General features: G+C 68.6%; 12 protein-coding genes. All 12 read left to right on the top strand.

Annotated elements, in window-relative coordinates:
- The first annotated feature begins 71 nt into the window (after positions 1-71).
- The 12 genes from urtB (at position 72) to WIX39_RS24290 (ending at position 17,129) form a co-directional block, all read left to right on the top strand.
- A complete protein-coding gene (urtB, locus tag WIX39_RS24345) occupies positions 72-1,619 on the top strand; it encodes an urea ABC transporter permease subunit UrtB (protein ID WP_081270212.1) in 1,548 nt (515 codons plus the stop codon).
- The gene (gene urtC, locus WIX39_RS24340; protein WP_106937155.1) at positions 1,616-2,836 is read left to right on the top strand and encodes an urea ABC transporter permease subunit UrtC; all 1,221 of its coding nucleotides are present in this window, start codon (positions 1,616-1,618) and stop codon (positions 2,834-2,836) included. Before urtB ends, urtC begins: the two co-directional genes overlap by 4 nt.
- Entirely contained in the window at positions 2,833-3,711 is an 879-nt protein-coding gene (gene urtD, locus WIX39_RS24335) for an urea ABC transporter ATP-binding protein UrtD (protein WP_106937156.1), read from the top strand. The genes urtC and urtD overlap by 4 nt, the downstream gene beginning before the upstream one ends.
- Before the next feature lie 324 nt (positions 3,712-4,035).
- Positions 4,036-4,728 carry an urea ABC transporter ATP-binding subunit UrtE gene (urtE, locus tag WIX39_RS24330; protein WP_409196060.1) on the top strand — a complete coding sequence of 231 codons (693 nt, stop codon included), beginning with the start codon at positions 4,036-4,038 and terminating at the stop codon, positions 4,726-4,728.
- Positions 4,729-4,858: 130 nt separating this feature from the next.
- Positions 4,859-6,112 (top strand): MFS transporter, encoded by a 1,254-nt coding sequence (locus WIX39_RS24325; protein ID WP_081270217.1) that lies wholly within the window; start codon positions 4,859-4,861, stop codon positions 6,110-6,112.
- Positions 6,113-6,229: 117 nt separating this feature from the next.
- The gene (locus tag WIX39_RS24320; protein ID WP_409196059.1) at positions 6,230-7,777 is read left to right on the top strand and encodes an alkaline phosphatase D family protein; all 1,548 of its coding nucleotides are present in this window, start codon (positions 6,230-6,232) and stop codon (positions 7,775-7,777) included.
- A gap of 99 nt (positions 7,778-7,876) precedes the next feature.
- Positions 7,877-8,887, top strand: a complete 1,011-nt coding sequence (locus tag WIX39_RS24315) for an aldo/keto reductase (RefSeq protein WP_409196058.1) — start codon at positions 7,877-7,879, stop codon at positions 8,885-8,887.
- Between the two features lie 197 nt (positions 8,888-9,084).
- The gene (locus WIX39_RS24310; RefSeq protein ID WP_409196057.1) at positions 9,085-10,590 is read left to right on the top strand and encodes an efflux transporter outer membrane subunit; all 1,506 of its coding nucleotides are present in this window, start codon (positions 9,085-9,087) and stop codon (positions 10,588-10,590) included.
- A 4-nt stretch (positions 10,591-10,594) separates the two neighbouring features.
- On the top strand, positions 10,595-11,830 hold the full coding sequence (locus WIX39_RS24305) for an efflux RND transporter periplasmic adaptor subunit (RefSeq protein WP_409196056.1): 1,236 nt from the start codon (positions 10,595-10,597) through the stop codon (positions 11,828-11,830).
- Positions 11,827-14,997, top strand: coding sequence for an efflux RND transporter permease subunit (locus WIX39_RS24300; protein ID WP_409196055.1), 3,171 nt, complete (start codon positions 11,827-11,829; stop codon positions 14,995-14,997). The genes WIX39_RS24305 and WIX39_RS24300 overlap by 4 nt, the downstream gene beginning before the upstream one ends.
- Before the next feature lie 51 nt (positions 14,998-15,048).
- Positions 15,049-15,756: a heavy metal response regulator transcription factor gene (locus WIX39_RS24295; protein WP_081270238.1), complete on the top strand. Its 708-nt coding sequence runs from the start codon at positions 15,049-15,051 to the stop codon at positions 15,754-15,756.
- Positions 15,753-17,129: a heavy metal sensor histidine kinase gene (locus WIX39_RS24290; RefSeq protein ID WP_081270223.1), complete on the top strand. Its 1,377-nt coding sequence runs from the start codon at positions 15,753-15,755 to the stop codon at positions 17,127-17,129. Before WIX39_RS24295 ends, WIX39_RS24290 begins: the two co-directional genes overlap by 4 nt.
- Positions 17,130-17,231 lie beyond the last annotated feature (102 nt).

Below are 17,231 nucleotides of genomic sequence, written 5' to 3'. Positions count from 1 at the left end.
AAGGGGAGGGGGCCAACCCAACTTCCAGTTTCATGATGCTTCGACGAACCCTTCACTGCGCACTCGCCGCCATGCTCCTCATGGCATCGGCCGCCCACGCGCTGACCGCCGACGAAGCCCGGGCCATCGCCTCCGGCGAATCCGAAGCCCGCATCGCCGCGCTCAACAAGGCCGTGCTCACGGCCGACGACAAGACCGCCGCCTTCATCCAGGCCATGTCAGACGACGCGGTCAAGTACACCGAGGACAAGGTCTTCGTGATGAAGGACGACAAGGGCTACGACCCCGTCACCGGCGCCGAGCTGAAGGTGCCCGACACCGCGGAAGACGTCGTCAACAACAACCTCATGCGCGGCGCGCTCGATGCCGCGCAGGCCGCGCTCAAGCTCTCCAGCAAGGACGACGCCGTGCGCGCCGAAGCCGCGCAGGCGCTCTTCAAGGAGCCCGACGAATCGCGCGTGCCCATGGTCGAGAAGGCGCTGGCCGCCGAGACCAACCCCAAGATCAAGGCGCAGCTCGAACTGGTGCGCGCCGCCAGCATGCTCACCAGCGCCGACAAGGCCAAGCGCCTCGCCGCCGCCAAGGAACTGGGCAACAACCGCAACCCCGACACCAAGCTGCTGCTCAACCAGCGCCTGGCCGACGAGACCGAGGCCGACGTCAAGGCCGCCATCGTCGCGTCGATCGCCAGCATCGACGGCTCGCTGGTCTGGGGCGACCGCATCAACGCCGTGTTCAGCGGCATCAGCCTGGGCTCCGTGCTGCTGCTGGCCGCGCTGGGCCTGGCCATCACCTACGGGCTGATGGGCGTGATCAACATGGCCCACGGCGAGCTGATGATGATCGGCGCCTACGCCACCTACGTGATGCAGGGCATCTTCCAGAAGTACATGCCGGAGGCGGCCTTCGGCTGGTACCTGGTCGCCGCCATTCCCGTGTCCTTCCTCGCATCGGCGCTGGTGGGAGCGGTGCTGGAGCGCGGCGTGATCCGTTTCCTCTACGGCCGCCCGCTCGAGACGCTGCTCGCCACCTGGGGCATCAGCCTGATGCTGCAGCAACTCGTGCGCTCGCTGTTCGGCGCGCAGAACGTCGGCGTCGAGAACCCCGGCTGGATGAGCGGCGGCTTCACCATGCTGAGCAACGTCACGCTGCCGTGGAACCGCATCTGCATCATCATCTTCGCCGCCCTGGTGTTGCTGGCGATGGGCTGGCTCATCGGCAAGACGCGCCTGGGGCTCTTCGTGCGCGGCGTCACGCAGAACCGCCCGATCGCCTCGTGCATGGGCGTGAACACCGCGCGCATCGACACCTACGCCTTCGCGCTCGGCTCCGGCATCGCAGGCCTTGCCGGCTGCGCGCTGAGCCAGATCGGCAACGTCGGCCCCGACCTGGGCCAGAGCTACATCGTCGACAGCTTCATGGTTGTCGTGATGGGCGGCGTCGGCCAGCTCGCGGGCACCGTGTATGCGGCGCTGGGGCTGGGCATTCTCAACAAGTTCATCGAGGGCTGGGCGGGCGCGGTGCTTGCCAAGATCGCGGTGCTCGTTTTCATCATCATCTTCATCCAGAAGCGGCCGCAGGGCATCTTCGCAATGAAAGGCCGGAGCGCAGAGGCATGAGCAAGGTCGTACTTCCAACCAAGGGGCCGCTGCTGAGCGGCAAGGGCTGGACGGCCTTCTTCGTCGCACTCATCGTGGTGTGCGCGGTGGCGCCCGTTCTCAACATGTGGGTGCCGGTGGACAGCCCGCTGCACATGAGCGACTACGCGGTGGCGCTGGTCGGCAAGATCATGTGCTACGCCATCTGTGCGCTGGCCATGGACCTGATCTGGGGCTACACGGGCATCCTGTCCCTGGGCCACGGCCTGTTCTTTGCGCTGGGCGGCTACATGATGGGCATGTACCTCATGCGCCAGATCGGCCGCGACGGCAACTACAAGAGCGACCTCCCCGACTTCATGGTGTTCCTCGACTGGAAGACGCTGCCCTGGCACTGGACCTTCAGCGACAGCTTCATCGCCACGCTGATCCTGATCGTCGCGGTGCCGGGCCTCATCGCCTTCGTGTTCGGCTTCTTCGCATTCCGTTCGCGCATCAAGGGCGTGTACTTCTCGATCATCACGCAGGCCATGACGTTTGCGGCCATGCTGCTGTTCTTCCGCAACGAGACCGGCTTCGGCGGCAACAACGGCTTCACCGACTTCAAGCGCATCCTGAATATTCCGATCGCCACGCAGGAAATGCGCATGACGCTGTTCGCGCTCACCGGTGCCACGCTGCTGGGCTTCTTCCTGTTCGCCAGGTGGCTCATCGGCAGCAAGTTCGGCCGCGTGCTGCAGGCCATTCGCGATGCCGAAACGCGCGTGATGTTCTCGGGCTACAACCCGCTGCCGTACAAGCTCACGATCTGGGTCATCTCCGCCGTCATGTGCGGCGTGGCCGGCGCGCTGTACGTGCCGCAGGTCGGCATCATCAACCCGGGAGAGATGAGCGCGGCCAACTCCATCGAGATCGCCATCTGGGCGGCCGTGGGCGGGCGCGCGACGCTCATCGGTCCCATCATCGGCGCCTTCATCGTCAACGGCGCCAAGAGCTGGCTCACGGTGGCCTACCCGGAATACTGGCTGTACTTTCTGGGTGCCTTGTTCATTGCTGTCACGCTGTTCCTGCCGAACGGCATCGTGGGGTTGGTGCGCAAGTGGTTGTCGAGGGAGAAGAAGCAGGCGCTGAGCGAGGAGCCGGTGCAGGAAGCACGGCGCGCAGTGGCCGCGGAGCAGGGCATGGAGCCCGACGCCCTGGCCTCGCTGCCGGTGGACGCGAAGGGAGCACGCGCATGACGCCCGACCTGATGGAAGCCGGCGCCGAGCGCGCCGCACGCGCCAGCGGTCTTCACTATGTGAGCGGCAGCACGGAGTCTGGCGGCCGCGCCGCGGACTTCGGCCGCCATGTCACGCCGGGCGAGGTCGACGTCACGCACGGCCGCATCCTCTATCTGGAAGACGTGAGCGTGAGCTTCGACGGCTTCAAGGCCATCAACAAGCTGTCGCTGGACATCGCGCCGGGCGAGCTGCGCTGCATCATCGGGCCGAACGGTGCGGGCAAGACGACGATGATGGACATCATCACCGGCAAGACGAGGCCCGACTCGGGCACCGTGTTCTTCGGCAGCACCATCGACCTGCTGCGCCACCGCGAAGCGGAAATCGCGCAGCTCGGCATCGGCCGCAAGTTCCAGAAGCCGACGGTGTTCGAGCATCTGACGGTGTTCGAGAACCTCGAGCTCGCGCTCAAGACGAACAAGGGCGTGCGCGCATCGATGCTGTTCAAGCTCGATTCGGCGCAGAGCGACCGCCTGGCCGAGGTGCTGGAGACCATCCACCTCGCCGACAGCGTGTCGCGCCTGGCCGGCAACCTGAGCCACGGCCAGAAGCAGTGGCTGGAAATCGGCATGCTGCTGATGCAGGACCCGAAGCTGCTGCTGCTCGACGAGCCGGTCGCCGGCATGACCGACGAAGAGACGGCGCGCACCGCCGAGCTGTTCCTCACCCTCAAGGGCAAGCATTCGCTGATGGTGGTCGAGCACGACATGAGCTTCATCCGCACGATCTCCGAGATCGTCACCGTGCTGTGCGACGGCTCCGTGCTGGCTCAGGGCACGCTCGATGAAGTGCAGGCGGACGAACGCGTGATCGAGGTTTATCTTGGTCGCTGAAGCCCCCGTCGCCGTGGTCAGAGCGGTGGCGCACCCCCTGCCTTCCTCCCTCTCCCACTGGGAGAGGGCCGGGGTGAGGGCAGACGGCATCAACATCACGACAAGCGCCCGGTACGCGGCGCGGTGTGGGCGGCCCCTCTGTGCCGCCGAGGAGCGCAGCGTTTCGCGGATCAGGGCTCGCAGCTGTCTGAGCGAAGCGAGTTCTGCGAGACCCCGCGAAACGCGAGCACCGCAGGGCAGCCCGAAGGGCCGGCATAGCGGGGCCGACCGCGCCGCGCCGCGTACCGGGCGCCCTCCAAACGAAACCAGGAAGGAGCCCAAAAAATGCTGACAGTAAAAAACATCCACCAGTACTACGGCGGCTCCCACATCCTCCGGGACGTGAGCTTCGAAGCCAAGCTGGGCAAAGTCACCGTGCTGCTGGGCCGCAACGGCGTAGGCAAGACCACGCTGCTCAAGTCGCTCATGGGCCTGGTGCCCATCAAGAGCGGCAGCATCGAACTCGAAGGCAAGCCCATCCACAAGGCCTCCCCCTACGACCGGGCCAGGGCCGGCATCGGCTTCGTCCCCCAGGGCCGCGAGATCTTCGCGAGGCTCACCGTCGAAGAAAACCTGCGCATGGGCCTGGCATACAAGAGCGGCAGCACGCCCATCCCCTCGGAGCTGTACGACCTGTTCCCCGTGCTCAAGCAGATGATCAACCGAAGAGGCGGCGACCTCTCCGGCGGCCAGCAGCAGCAGCTTGCCATCGCGCGCGCCCTGGCGCCCAAGCCCAGGCTCCTCATCCTCGACGAGCCCACCGAAGGCATCCAGCCCAGCATCATCAAGGACATCGGCCGCGTCATCCGCATGCTGGCCGACCGCGGCGACATGGCCATCGTGCTGTGCGAGCAGTACTACGACTTCGCCCAGGAACTGGCCGACGACTACCTCGTGATGGAGCGCGGCGAGGTCATCGCGCGCGGCCTCGGCAAGGACATGGAAGCACAGGGCGTGCGCCAGCTGGTGGCCATCTGAGCCTTGCTGCCAGGGCCTCGCGGCCTTGCGAGTACAAGGTCTTCGGCAATTCCGTATCGGCGGGATTTCAGGGTTAACCCTAAAATCGGGCTTTGCCCGCTGCTGCCGGGCACCTCCCAGGAGCCTGGCCTTGAACGCCTCCCCAACCGCGCCGGAAAGCGCGGGCACCGACATTTCCTCCTTTTCGCTGCCGTCCGGCAAGCCCGCCAACTTCCTGCGCGCGGTGCTTGCGCTCGGCGTCGGCGGCTTCGCCATCGGCACCGGCGAATTCGTCATCATGGGCCTGCTGCCCGAAGTCGCCAAGGACATCGGCGTGAGCATTCCGCAGGCCGGGCACGTCATCAGCGCCTATGCGCTCGGCGTGGTCATCGGCGCGCCGGTGCTCGCGGTGCTCGCCGCCGGCTGGCGCCGCCGCGCCTTGCTGATCGCGCTCATGGCCGTGTTCGCGGCCGGCAACTTCGCCAGCGCCATCGCGCCCAACTACCTGCTGCTGAACCTGCTGCGCTTTGCGGCCGGCCTGCCGCACGGCACCTACTTCGGCGTGGCCGCGCTGGTGGCCGCCACGCTCGCGCCACCGGGGCGGCGCGCGCGGGCCGTGGGGCTCGTCATGCTGGGGCTCACCGGCGCCACGCTGGTGGGCGTGCCCATCGCGGCCTGGCTGGGCCAGATCTTCGGCTGGCGCGCGGCCTTCGTCTTCGTCGGCGTCATCGCGCTGGTGGCCATCGCGCTGCTGCGCCGCGACATCCCCGACATGGCCCCGGCCGCCGGCGCCAGCCCGTGGCGCGAACTCGGCGCGCTCAAGCGCAAGCAGGTGTGGTTCACGCTGGGCATCGGCGCCATCGGCTTCGGCGGCATGTTCGCGGTGTTCAGCTACATCAAGCCCACGCTGATCGAAGTGGCCGGCATGCCGCTGGGCGGCGTGCCCTTCGTGCTGGCGCTGTTCGGCCTCGGCATGGTCATGGGCAACCTCGTGGGCTCGCGGCTGGCCGACAAGTCGCTCATGCGCACCATCGGCGGCCTGCTGGTCTACGCGGCGCTGGTGCTCGCGATGTTCACCTTCGCGGCCCACAACATGGTGACCGCGTCGATCAACGTGTTTCTCATCGGCACCACCGTGGCCATCGGCCCGGCGCTGCAGATCCGCCTGATGGACGTGGCCGGCGACGCGCAGACGCTGGCGGCGGCGCTCAATCACTCGGCCTTCAACATGGCCAACGCGCTGGGTGCATGGCTCGGCGGCGTCGCCATTGCGGCCGGGCTGGGCTGGACTTCCACCGGCTGGGTCGGCGCATTGCTTGCGCTGGCAGGCATGGGCGTGTTCGGCTGGGCGATCGCCAGCGCCCGCGCCGACGCGCGGCAGCGGCCGGCGGCCATCGCCTGCTGAGCCATCGGCGCCCGCCCGACCGCGCCGATTGACAGGGCAGAGCGAACCGGACGACATTGCCGGGATGATCGATGCCAACGTGAACGCCGCCGCGTGCAAATGAAGAAGAGCGCGGCAATGCAGAAATTCTCCCGCCGACAGCTCCTTTTCAGCGGCCTCGCTGCCGCTTCGCTGGGCCATCCCTTCCTGAGGCTGAACGCGCAGCCCGCGTCTCGGGCGCTGTTCACGCTGGGCGTGGCCTCGGGCACGCCTACAGCCGACGGCTTCGTGCTCTGGACGCGGCTGGCCGCCGAGCCCTTGCAGGGCGGCGGCATGGGCGATGCACCGGTCGAGGTGCGCTGGGAAGTCGCCGACGACGAAGGCTTCAGGCGCGTGGTGGCAAAGGGCGCGGCCACCGCCACGGCCGAGTTCGCGCACTCGGTGCACGTCGAGGTGCGCGGCCTTGCGCCGGGCCGCTGGTACTGGTACCGCTTCACGGCAGGCGGCGATCGCAGCCCCGCCGGGCGCACGCGCACCACGCCCGCCGATTCCGACGAAGCCTCGCAGCCGCTGCGCTTCGCCTTCGCCTCCTGCCAGCACTACGAGCAGGGCTACTACGCCGCCTACCGCGACATGGCCGCGCAGCCGCTCGACTTCGTCGTGCACCTTGGCGACTACATCTACGAAAGCTCCCGCGCTTCGCACCAGGTGCGGCGCCACGAGGGCGGCATTCCCACGCAGCTGGCTCAGTTCCGCGACCGCTACGCGCTCTACAAGGCCGATGTGCAACTGCAGGCCGCGCACGCCGCCTTCCCCTGGCTCGTGACCTGGGACGACCACGAGGTGGCCAACGACTACACGAACGACGTGTCGCCGCGCACCGCCGATCCCGCGCAGTTCCTGGCGATCCGCGCTGCCGCCTACCAGGCCTGGTACGAGCACATGCCCGTGCCCGCCAGCATGCGCCCGCGCGGCGCCGATGCCACCATCTACGGCCGCCACCGCTTCGGCCGCATGCTCGACGTGCTGCTGACCGACGGGCGCCAGTACCGCTCGCACCACGCCTGCCTGGCCGGCCGCAGTGCCTCGCCGCTGGCCGATTGCGCCGATCGCCTTTCGCCGGAGCGCAGCCTCTTCGGCGCCGAGCAGGAGGCATGGCTGGCGCGCGAGCTCGCGGCGCCGCCCGCGCGCTGGACGCTCATCGCACAGCCCACGCTGCTGGCCGAGGCCGACCGCAAGCGCGGCCCCGAGCACGGCTACTGGATGGACGGCTGGGACGGCTACGCCGCCGCTCGCGCGCGCCTGCTCGACGGACTGGCCGCGCACAAGGCGCGCGGCGGCAACGCGCTGGTGGCCAGCGGCGACGTGCACGCCTTCTGGGCCGCCGACCTGCGGCAGGGCGATGCGCAGCAGGGGCCGTTGGTCGCGACCGAGTTCGTCGGCGGCGCCATCACCTCCGAAGGGCCGAGCGCCGCCAGCGTGGCCAACATGCTCGCGAAGAACCCGCACCTGCGCTACGGCCGGGCCGACAGGCGCGGCTACGCGCTCATGACGCTCGACGAGCGCGGCTGCGCGGTCGAGTTCCGCGCGGTGGAAGACGAGAAGACGGCCGACTCGCCGGTCGGCACCATCGCCCGTTTCTCGGTGGAGCGCGGCGCCCCCGGCGTGCGTGCGGAAAGCACCTGAAAGCGCCACCCGCCTGCAGGATTGCGCGGCCGTGCCTATGATGGCCGCCGCCCCTTCCATCCTCATTTCTCATCTCCCCCTGAGCGAGAACCGAACACCATGAGCATTCCCACCACCCGTCTCGGCCGCACCGGCCTTACCGTGTCCCGCCTGGCCCTGGGCACCATGACCTTCGGCCTGCAGACCGACGAGACCGTGTCGCACCAGATCCTCGACAAGGCGGCCGAGGGCGGCATCAACTTCCTGGACACGGCCGACGTGTACCCGCTCGGCGGCACCGTCGAGACCACCGGCCGCACCGAAGAAATCATCGGCCGCTGGCTGCAGAAGCAGGGGCCGGTGGGCCGCCGCCGTTTCGTGGTCGCCACCAAGGCGGTCGGCAAGGTCGGCCCCAACAGCTGGGACCAGGGTGCGTCGCGCAAGCACCTGCTGGACGCGATCGACGCATCGCTCAAGCGGCTGCAGACCGACCACGTCGACCTGTACCAGCTGCACAGCGACGACCGCGAGACGCCGCTCGAGGAAAGCCTGGAGGCGCTCGACGTCATCGTGAAGTCGGGCCGCGCGCGCTACGTGGGCGTGTCGAACTTCCTGGCCTACCGGCTGGCCCGCGCGCTGGGCAAGGCCGATCTGCACAAGCTCACGCGCTATGTGTCGGTGCAGCCGCGCTACAGCCTGCTGTTCCGCGAGATCGAACGCGAGCTGCTGCCGCTGGCGGGCGAGGAAGGGCTGGGCGTGATTCCCTACAACCCGCTGGCCGGCGGCCTGCTCACCGGCAAGTACAAGGCCGGCGCCAAGCCCGAGGACAACACCCGCTTCACCCTCGGCACCGCCGGCAACATGTACCAGGACCGCTACTGGAACGAGCGCAGCTTCAACACCGTGGCGCAACTGCACAAGCTGGCGGACGAAGCTGGCGTGCCGCTGGCCACGCTGGCCGTGGCGTGGGTGATGGCGAACCCGTTGATCACCGCGCCGCTGCTCGGCGCGAGCCGACCCGACCAGCTCGATGTGACGCTGGCGGCTGCCGAATACAAGCTTGATCCGGCGCTGAAGCAGAAGCTCGACGAGTTGACCGCCGAATACCGCAAAGGCGACGCACCGCGCTGAACGGTGTTTCTCCTTCCCCCTCCGGGGGAAGGCCGGGATGGGGGCAGGACCTCGGATAAGCGCAATGCATCATCGAGCGCCGCCGTGCCCCCACCCCAACCCTCCCCCAGCGGGGGAGGGAGCAAAGCGGAAACTGTCAGAACTGTCAGTTAGTCGACAGCGAGGGGTTTGAAGGGGTTGCCTAGAGTGGCCCCATCATGGTCCTCCCTGAAGCACCCTCCCTATCGCGCGCGGCCCTCGCGCTGGCCGTCCTGCTCCTTGCGGGGTGCGCCGTCGGTCCCGATTACGTCCGCCCGCAGATGGACGTGCCCACCGCCTTCAAGGAAACCGGCGGCCCCTGGAAGACCGCCGCGCCGCAGACCATCGACGCCGACCATCCCTGGTGGGACGCCTACGGCGACAGCACCCTCGGCGCGCTGATGGTGCAGGCCAACGCGGCCAACCAGAACATCCGCGTCGCCGAGGCCCAATACCGGCAGGCGCAGGCCATCACCGCGGCGGCGCGCGCCAACTTCTTCCCGACCGTCGGCCTGAACGCCGGCGCCGTGCGGGCGCAGAGCAACAGCACCGGCGTCGTCAAGCTGGGCACCACCGACACCCTGGGCCTGGGCGCGAGCTGGGAGCCCGACCTGTGGGGCTCGGTGCGCCGCTCGGTGGAGGCGGGCACCGCCAGCGAGCAGGCAAGCGCCGACGACCTGGCCGGCGCGCGCCTGAGCATCCAGACCACGCTCGCGCAGGACTACCTGCAGATCCGCGTCATCGACCTCGAGCGCGACCTGTACGCCAGCACCACCGCCGCCTACGCCAAGGCGCTCGAACTCACGCAGCACCAGTACGCCGCCGGCACCGTGCTGCGCTCCGACGTGGCGCTGGCCGAAAGCCAGCTCAAGACCGCGCAGGCGCAGGCGGTCGACCTCGAAGCGCAGCGCGCGCAGCTCGAGCACGCCATCGCCGTGCTGACCGGGCAGGCGCCGGCTTCGTTCTCGCTGCCGCCGCTGGAATCTTCGGGCCAGCCGCAGACGGCCGAATCGCTTTCCTCGGCGTCGGCACTGCATGTGCAGCTGCCGGTGTCGCCCGCGGGCCTGCCGTCGGAACTGCTCGAGCGCCGGCCCGACATCGCCGGCGCCGAGCGCCGGGTGCAGGCCGCCAACGCCAACATCGGCGTCGCCAAGGCGGCTTACTACCCGCAGATCACGCTCAGCGCCAGCGGCGGCTTCAGCGCGGCCAGCCTGGCCACGCTGTTCAACACGCCCAGCCGCGTGTGGTCGCTGGGCGCGGCGCTTGCGCAGACCGTGTTCGACGGCGGCCTGCGCAAGGCCCACACCGACCAGGCCGTGGCCGCCTACGACGCCTCCGTCGCGCAATACAAGCAGACCGTGCTCGGCGGCTTCCAGCAGGTGGAGGACGACCTGGCCACCCTGCGCGTGCTCGACAGCGAATCGACGCTGCAGGCCGATGCCGTGCGCTCCGCCCAGCTTGCCGAGCGGCTGGCCCTGGCCCAGTACCGCGCCGGCACGGCCACCTACCTGAGCGTGGTGACGGCGCAGACGCTGTCGCTCACCAACCAGCGCACCGCCGCGCAAGTGCTGGGCCGCCAGCTGGCCGCCAGCGTCTCGCTGATCGCGGCCACGGGTGGCGGCTGGAGCGCCGCCGATGCCCAGGCCGGCACCAGCTCCGGCGCCGACAAGATTTCCAGGAATTGATGCCATGACGACCACACCCACCACCGCCACCGGGCACCCCCTGTTCCAGCGCCGATCGACCTGGCTCGCCACCGCCACGCTCGTGCTGGTGCTGGGCGGCGGCACCTGGGCGCTCACCCTCCATTCCGCCCATGCCGCCAAGCCCGAGGCCGCCCAGGCAGCGCCGCCGGTGCAGGTGACCACGGCGCGCGTCAAGCAGCAGGACGTGCAGGTCTACCGCAGCGGCATCGGCACCGTGGCGTCGATGGCCACCGTCACCGTCAAGGCCCGCATCGACGGGCAGCTCGACAAGGTCGGCTTCGTGGAAGGGCAGGACGTCAAGGCCGGCCAGATGCTCGCGCAGCTCGACCCGCGTACGCTGCAGGCGCAGCTCGCGCAGGCGCAGGCCACACGGGCGAAAGACCAGGCCACGCTTGCCAACGCCCGCGCCGACCTCAAGCGCTACACCACGCTGATCGCGCAGGACGCGGCCACGCAGCAGCAGCTCGACACGCAGAAGGCACTGGTCAACCAGCTCGAGGCCACCGTGCAGAACGATGCCGCGCAGGTGAAGTACGCCGAAGTGCAGCTCAGCTTCACGCGCATCTCGTCGCCCATGGACGGCCGCGTCGGCGCGCGGCTGGTGGACCCCGGCAACATCGTGCACGCGGCCGACACCAACGGGCTGGTGGTCATCAACCAGATCGACCCCATCGCCGTGCAGTTCACGCTGCCCGAAGACGCGGTGCAGGACATCAACCGCCTGCAGCAGAAAAGCAGCCAGCCGCTCACGGTGGTGGCCTACGACCGCAGCGGCGCGCAGATGCTGGGCACCGGCAAGCTCATCCTGCTGAACAACCAGATCGACACCACCAGCGGCACCGTGCAGCTCAAGGGCAGCTTCGCCAACCCGCAGCATTCGCTGTGGCCCGGCCAGTACGTCAACGTGCGGCTGCAGCTCGACCGCCGGCCCGACTCGCTCACCGTGCCCGCCGCCGCCGTGCAGCGCGGCCAGGACAGCACCTACGTCTGGGTGGTCGATGACCAGAACAAGGTCGGCAACGTGCCGGTGCACGTGGTGCAGATCGCCGACGGCACGGCCGTGATCGACAAGGGCCTGAGCGCGAACCAGCGCGTGGTGGTGGACGGCCAGTACAAGCTCAAGCCCGGCGCCACCGTCGTGGAGCCGCCGCCCGCGCAGAAGGGCGCGGCCGGTGGCGGCGCCGACGCCAACAAGCCCGCCGGCGGGAGCAGCAATTGAGCATCTCCGCCACATTCATCAAGCGCCCCATCGGCACCACGCTGCTGGCGCTGGCCATCCTGCTGGTCGGTGCGGCGGTGTTTCCGCTGCTGCCGGTGGCGCCACTGCCGCAGGTCGACTTTCCGACGATCCAGGTCTCGGCCAGCCTGCCCGGCGCCAGTCCGGAGACCATGGCCTCCAACGTGGCGCAGCCGCTGGAGCGCAACTTCTCGCTGATCGCGGGCCTGTCGCAGATGACGTCCACCAGCGGCCTGGGCAACACCCAGATCACGCTGCAGTTCGACCTCGACCGCAGCATCGACGCCGCCGCGCTCGACGTGCAGGCCGCCATCAACGCCTCCACCGGCCAGCTGCCGGCCAACCTGCCGAGCCCGCCCACCTTCCGCAAGGTGAACCCGGCCGACGCGCCCATCCTCATCCTGTCGGTGCAGTCGAAGACGCTGCCGCTGACCGAGGTGAACGATTACGCCGACAACATCCTCGCGCAGCAGATATCGCAGATCTCGGGCGTGGGCCTGGTCAATATCGGCGGCGTGCAGAAGCCGGCCGTGCGCATACAGGTCGACCCGGCCAAGCTCGCCGCGCTGGGCCTGAGCCTGGAAGACGTGCGCACCGTGCTCTCGTCGGCCACCGTGAACGCGCCCAAGGGCACCATCGACGGGCCCAACCAGAGCTTCACCGTCTACACCAATGACCAGCTGCTCAAGGCACAGCCCTGGAACGACGTGGTGCTGGCCTACCGCAACGGCGCGCCGATCCGCGTGCGCGACCTGGGCGTGGCGGTCGACGGCCCCGAGAACTCCAAGATTGCCGGCTGGGCCTACGCCGGTGCCGCCGCGCCGGCCGGCAGCAACGTGCAGAACGGCCGCTCCATCGTGCTCGCCATCACCAAGCAGCCGGGCGCCAACGTCATCGAAACCGTGGACCGCATCAACGCGGCGCTGCCGCGGCTGAAGGCCTCGATTCCGCCGACCATCGACGTCAACGCCATCATCGACCGCACGCAGACCATCCGCGCATCGGTGAAGGACGTGGAGTTCACCCTGTTGCTGACCATCGTGCTGGTGGTGGCCGTGATCTTCGTATTCCTGCGCAACGTGCCGGCCACGCTCATTCCCAGCGTGACGGTGCCGCTCGCGCTGCTGGGCACGGTGGCGGTGATGTACCTGCTGGGCTACAGCCTGGACAACCTCTCGCTGATGGCGCTGACCATCGCGGTCGGCTTCGTGGTGGACGACGCCATCGTGATGCTGGAGAACATCTACCGCTACGTCGAAGAGGGCATGACGGCGATGGAGGCGGCCTACAAGGGCGCGGGCGAGATCGGCTTCACCATCATCTCGATCTCGGTGTCGCTGGTGGCGGTGTTCATTCCGCTGCTGCTCATGGGCGGCATCGTGGGGCGCCTCTTCCGCGAGTTCGCGGTCACGGTCACGCTGACCATCGTGGTCAGCGTGATCATCTCGCTCACGCTGACGCCCATGCTGTGCTCGCGCTTCCTCAAGAACGAGCACGGCAGCAAGCACGGGCGGCTGTACCTGCTGTTCGAGCGCGGCTTCGACGCCATGCTCAGCGGCTACAAGCGCGGGCTGCACGTGGTGCTGGACCACCAGTTCATCACGCTGATGGTGTTCATTGCCACGGTGGCCGCCACGGGCGTGCTGTTCGCGGTGATTCCCAAGGGCTTCTTCCCGCAGCAGGACACCGGCTTCATCTCGGGCTTTGCCGAGTCGGGGCAGGACGCTTCCTTCGCGTCGATGAATGCGCGCATGCTCCAGCTGGCCGACGTGGTGCGCAAGGACCCCGACGTGACCGGCTTCGGCATGAACGGCAGCTCTTCCACCTACAACACCGGCAACTTCTTCATCAGCCTGAAGCCCAAGGACGAGGGCCGCACCGCCACCGCCGACGAGATCATCACGCGGCTGCGCCCGCAACTGGCCAAGGTGCAGGGCGTGAACCTGTTCCTGCAGGCGGGACAGGACATCCGCGTGGGCGGGCGTGCTTCGCGCACGCAGTACCAGTACACGGTGACCGACGCCGACCTGGGCGAGCTCAACACCTGGGCGCCCAAGCTGCTCGCGCGCTTCAAGCAGCTGCCAGAGCTCACCGACCTGGCCACCGACCAGCAGAACGCCGCCGCGTCCGCCGTGCTGACCATCGACCGCGATCGCGCATCGAGCTTCGGCATCACGCCGGCCACCATCGACGCCACGCTCTACGACGCGATCGGCCAGCGCCAGGTGGCGCAGTACTTCACGCAGCTCAACAGCTACCACGTGGTGCTGGAGGTCACGCCCAGCCTGCAGCAGGACCCCACGCTCTTCAGCAAGCTCTACCTGAGCTCGCCCATCACCGGGCAGCAGGTGCCGCTGTCGACCTTCGTGAAGGTGGACACCAGCAAGACGGCGTACCTGTCGATCAGCCACCAGGGCCAGTTCCCGGCGGTGACCATCTCGTTCAACCTGGCACCGGGCGTGGCGCTGGGCGACGCGGTGAACGCCATCAACAAGGCGCAGGCCGACATGGGCCTGCCGCAGTCGCTGACCGGCTCGTTTCAGGGTACGGCGCAGGCCTTCCAGGACTCGCTGGCCTCGCAGCCCTACCTGATTGCCGCGGCGCTGGTGGCGGTGTACATCGTGCTGGGCCTGCTGTACGAGAGCTACATCCACCCGCTGACGATTCTCTCGACGCTGCCCTCGGCCGGCGTGGGGGCGCTGCTGATATTGATGGCGGGCGGCTACGACCTGAGCGTGATCGCGCTCATCGGCATCATCCTGCTCATCGGCATCGTGAAGAAGAACGGCATCATGATGATCGACTTCGCGCTCAAGGCCGAGCGGGAGCAGGGCATGTCGCCGCACGACGCCATCTACCAGGCCTGCCTGCTGCGCTTCCGCCCGATCATGATGACCACCATGTGCGCGCTGCTGTCGGGCCTGCCGCTGATGCTGGGCCACGGATCGGGTTCCGAGCTGCGCCGCCCGCTGGGCTACGCGATGGTCGGCGGGCTGATACTCTCGCAGGCACTCACCCTGTTCACGACCCCGGTGGTCTACCTGTACCTCGACCGCGCCCACTACTGGTATCTGAGCCGCAAGGAAGCGCGCAAGGCCAGGAAAGCCGGGAAGGAAGGCAAGGCGCCGGTGCCGGCCGAAGCGCATTGACGAGCGCCGGCTGACATCATGGGCAGGGACGGAGACACAGAAGAAGACGCCATGAAGATCCTGATTGTCGAAGACGAACTGAGAACCGCGGACTACCTCTCCAAGGGGCTGACCGAGCAGGGCTGCGCGGTCGACATGGCACACAACGGCATCGACGGCCAGCACCTGGCGCTCACGCACGACTACGACGTGATCGTGCTCGACGTGATGCTGCCGGGGCAGGACGGCTTCTCGGTGCTGCGCGAGCTGCGCGCCGTGAAGCAGACGCCGGTCATCATGCTCACCGCGCGCGACCGGGTGGAGGACCGCATCAAGGGGCTGCACGAAGGCGCGGACGACTACCTCATCAAGCCTTTCTCTTTTCTGGAGCTGCTGGCGCGGCTGCAGGCGCTGAACCGGCGCGGCCGCAAGCAGGAGCCGATGCAGCTGCGCATTGCCGACCTGCAGATCGACCTGCTGGCGCGCAAGGCATTTCGCGGCAGTGGTGGCGGCAGCACCCGCATCGACCTCACCGCCAAGGAATTCGCGCTGCTGGCCGTGCTGGCCCGGCGCCAGGGCGAGATCCTGTCGAAGACGGCCATCGCCGAGCTGGTGTGGGACATGAACTTCGACAGCAACACCAACGTGGTCGAGGTGGCCATCAAGCGGCTGCGCGACAAGATCGACGTGCCCTTCAGCCCCAAGCTGCTGCACACCATCCGCGGCATGGGCTACGTGATGGAGGTGCGCGACGCGCAGGCCGAGGGCCAGGCGCCGTGAAGCGCTCCATCACCGCCCGGCTGGTGCTCATGTTCGCGGCGGTGGCGCTCGCGACATTCGCGCTGGCGGGCTTCGCGCTGCAGAACGTGCTGGCGCGCGAGCTGGAGCGGCACCAGTACGAAGAGCTGGACACCACCCTCAAGAACCTGCAGTTCTGGATCAAGGCCATCGGCACACCCGAGCGCTGGTCGCGCGTGCAGGCACGCATGGATGCGCTCACGCCCGCCGACGGCAGCGTGCGCTTCTGGGTGCTCAGCGACGATCCGCGCTTCCAGTACGGCAAGGGCCTGGCAGAAATAGACGGCCTCACGCGCGAGGCCAACGGCCACAGCAGCGTCATCGAGCTGCCGGGGCAGGCGCGGCCGTTCCGCACGCTGTCGGTGCACATCGATCCCCTCGACCAGCGGCCGGCGGTGCGGCTGATCGTCGGGCACAACACCGAGCCCTACGAGCGCACGCGCCAGGCCTTCCTGACCGCGCTGATCGGGCTCGGGCTGGGCGCGGTGCTGGTGGTGGCGGTGGCCGGCTACTGGATCGCGCGCGTGGGGCTGCGGCCGCTGGAGCGGCTGTCGCGCGAGGCGCAGGCGCTGCGGCCCAAGACGCTGTCGCAGCGGCTGCGCTCCGAGCCGCTGCCGGTGGAGCTGTCGGCGCTGACCGAGGCCTTCAACGGCGCGCTCGCCCGGCTCGAAGAGGCCTACGGCCAGCTCGAGGCCTTCAACGCCGACGTGGCGCACGAACTGCGCACGCCGCTGGCCAACCTCATCGGCAGCACGCAGGTGGCGCTGTCGCGCCAGCGCAGCGCGGGCGAGTTCCAGGAAGTGCTGCAGGCCAACCTGGAAGACCTGGAGCGGGTGCGCTCCATCGTCAACGACATGCTGTTCCTCGCGCGCGCCGACCGCGGCGAGGTGGCCACCGGCCTGGTGCTCACGCCGGTGGCGCAGGAGGTGCACAAGACCATCGAGTTCTTCGAGTTCGTGCTCGACGAGACCCGCACGCAGGTCTCCATCGAGGGCGACGTGCACACCGAGGCCCGGCTGGAAAGCGCGCTGTTCCGCCGCGCCATGTCGAACCTGCTGCAGAACGCCATCGAGCATTCGGAGCCGGGCGCGCACATCGCCGTCACGCTGCGCGAGGAGGAGGCCGTGACCTGGATCACCGTGTCCAACCCCGGCGCGCCCATCGATGCGCGGCACCTGCCGCACCTGTTCGATCGCTTCTACCGTGCCGATGCCTCGCGCAACGACCGCGGCGAGCACCACGGCCACGGGCTGGGGCTGGCCATCGTGAAGGCGGTGGCGAGCATGCACGGCGGGCAGGTCGGCGCGTCGCGCCAGGGCGGGCTGAACAACTTCGGCTTCAGCGTTGCGAGGTAGCACTGCCCGGCGCATCGCGCGAATGACCGTGGGGCGGTGCGTTCTTGCGGCATGCGGGACAATCGCCGGTGGCATGAACCCCTCCCGAACCCCCCGAAAGTC

It is taken from the genome of Variovorax sp. AB1(2024), assembly GCF_037482385.2.
In the GTDB taxonomy this organism is placed as follows: domain Bacteria; phylum Pseudomonadota; class Gammaproteobacteria; order Burkholderiales; family Burkholderiaceae_C; genus Variovorax.
This window is presented reverse-complemented; position numbering and strand designations above follow the sequence as displayed.

Excerpts from the sequence above, each read along its gene's own strand:
- WIX39_RS24315 (WP_409196058.1), top strand. The coding sequence starts at position 7,877 with ATGAGCATTCCCACCACCCGTCTCGGCCGCACCGGCCTTACCGTGTCC.
- WIX39_RS24310 (WP_409196057.1), top strand. The coding sequence starts at position 9,085 with ATGGTCCTCCCTGAAGCACCCTCCCTATCGCGCGCGGCCCTCGCGCTG.
- urtC (WP_106937155.1), top strand. The coding sequence starts at position 1,616 with ATGAGCAAGGTCGTACTTCCAACCAAGGGGCCGCTGCTGAGCGGCAAG.
- WIX39_RS24305 (WP_409196056.1), top strand. The coding sequence starts at position 10,595 with ATGACGACCACACCCACCACCGCCACCGGGCACCCCCTGTTCCAGCGC.
- WIX39_RS24320 (WP_409196059.1), top strand. The coding sequence starts at position 6,230 with ATGCAGAAATTCTCCCGCCGACAGCTCCTTTTCAGCGGCCTCGCTGCC.
- WIX39_RS24295 (WP_081270238.1), top strand. The coding sequence starts at position 15,049 with ATGAAGATCCTGATTGTCGAAGACGAACTGAGAACCGCGGACTACCTC.
- urtD (WP_106937156.1), top strand. The coding sequence starts at position 2,833 with ATGACGCCCGACCTGATGGAAGCCGGCGCCGAGCGCGCCGCACGCGCC.
- urtB (WP_081270212.1), top strand. The coding sequence starts at position 72 with ATGCTCCTCATGGCATCGGCCGCCCACGCGCTGACCGCCGACGAAGCC.
- urtE (WP_409196060.1), top strand. The coding sequence starts at position 4,036 with ATGCTGACAGTAAAAAACATCCACCAGTACTACGGCGGCTCCCACATC.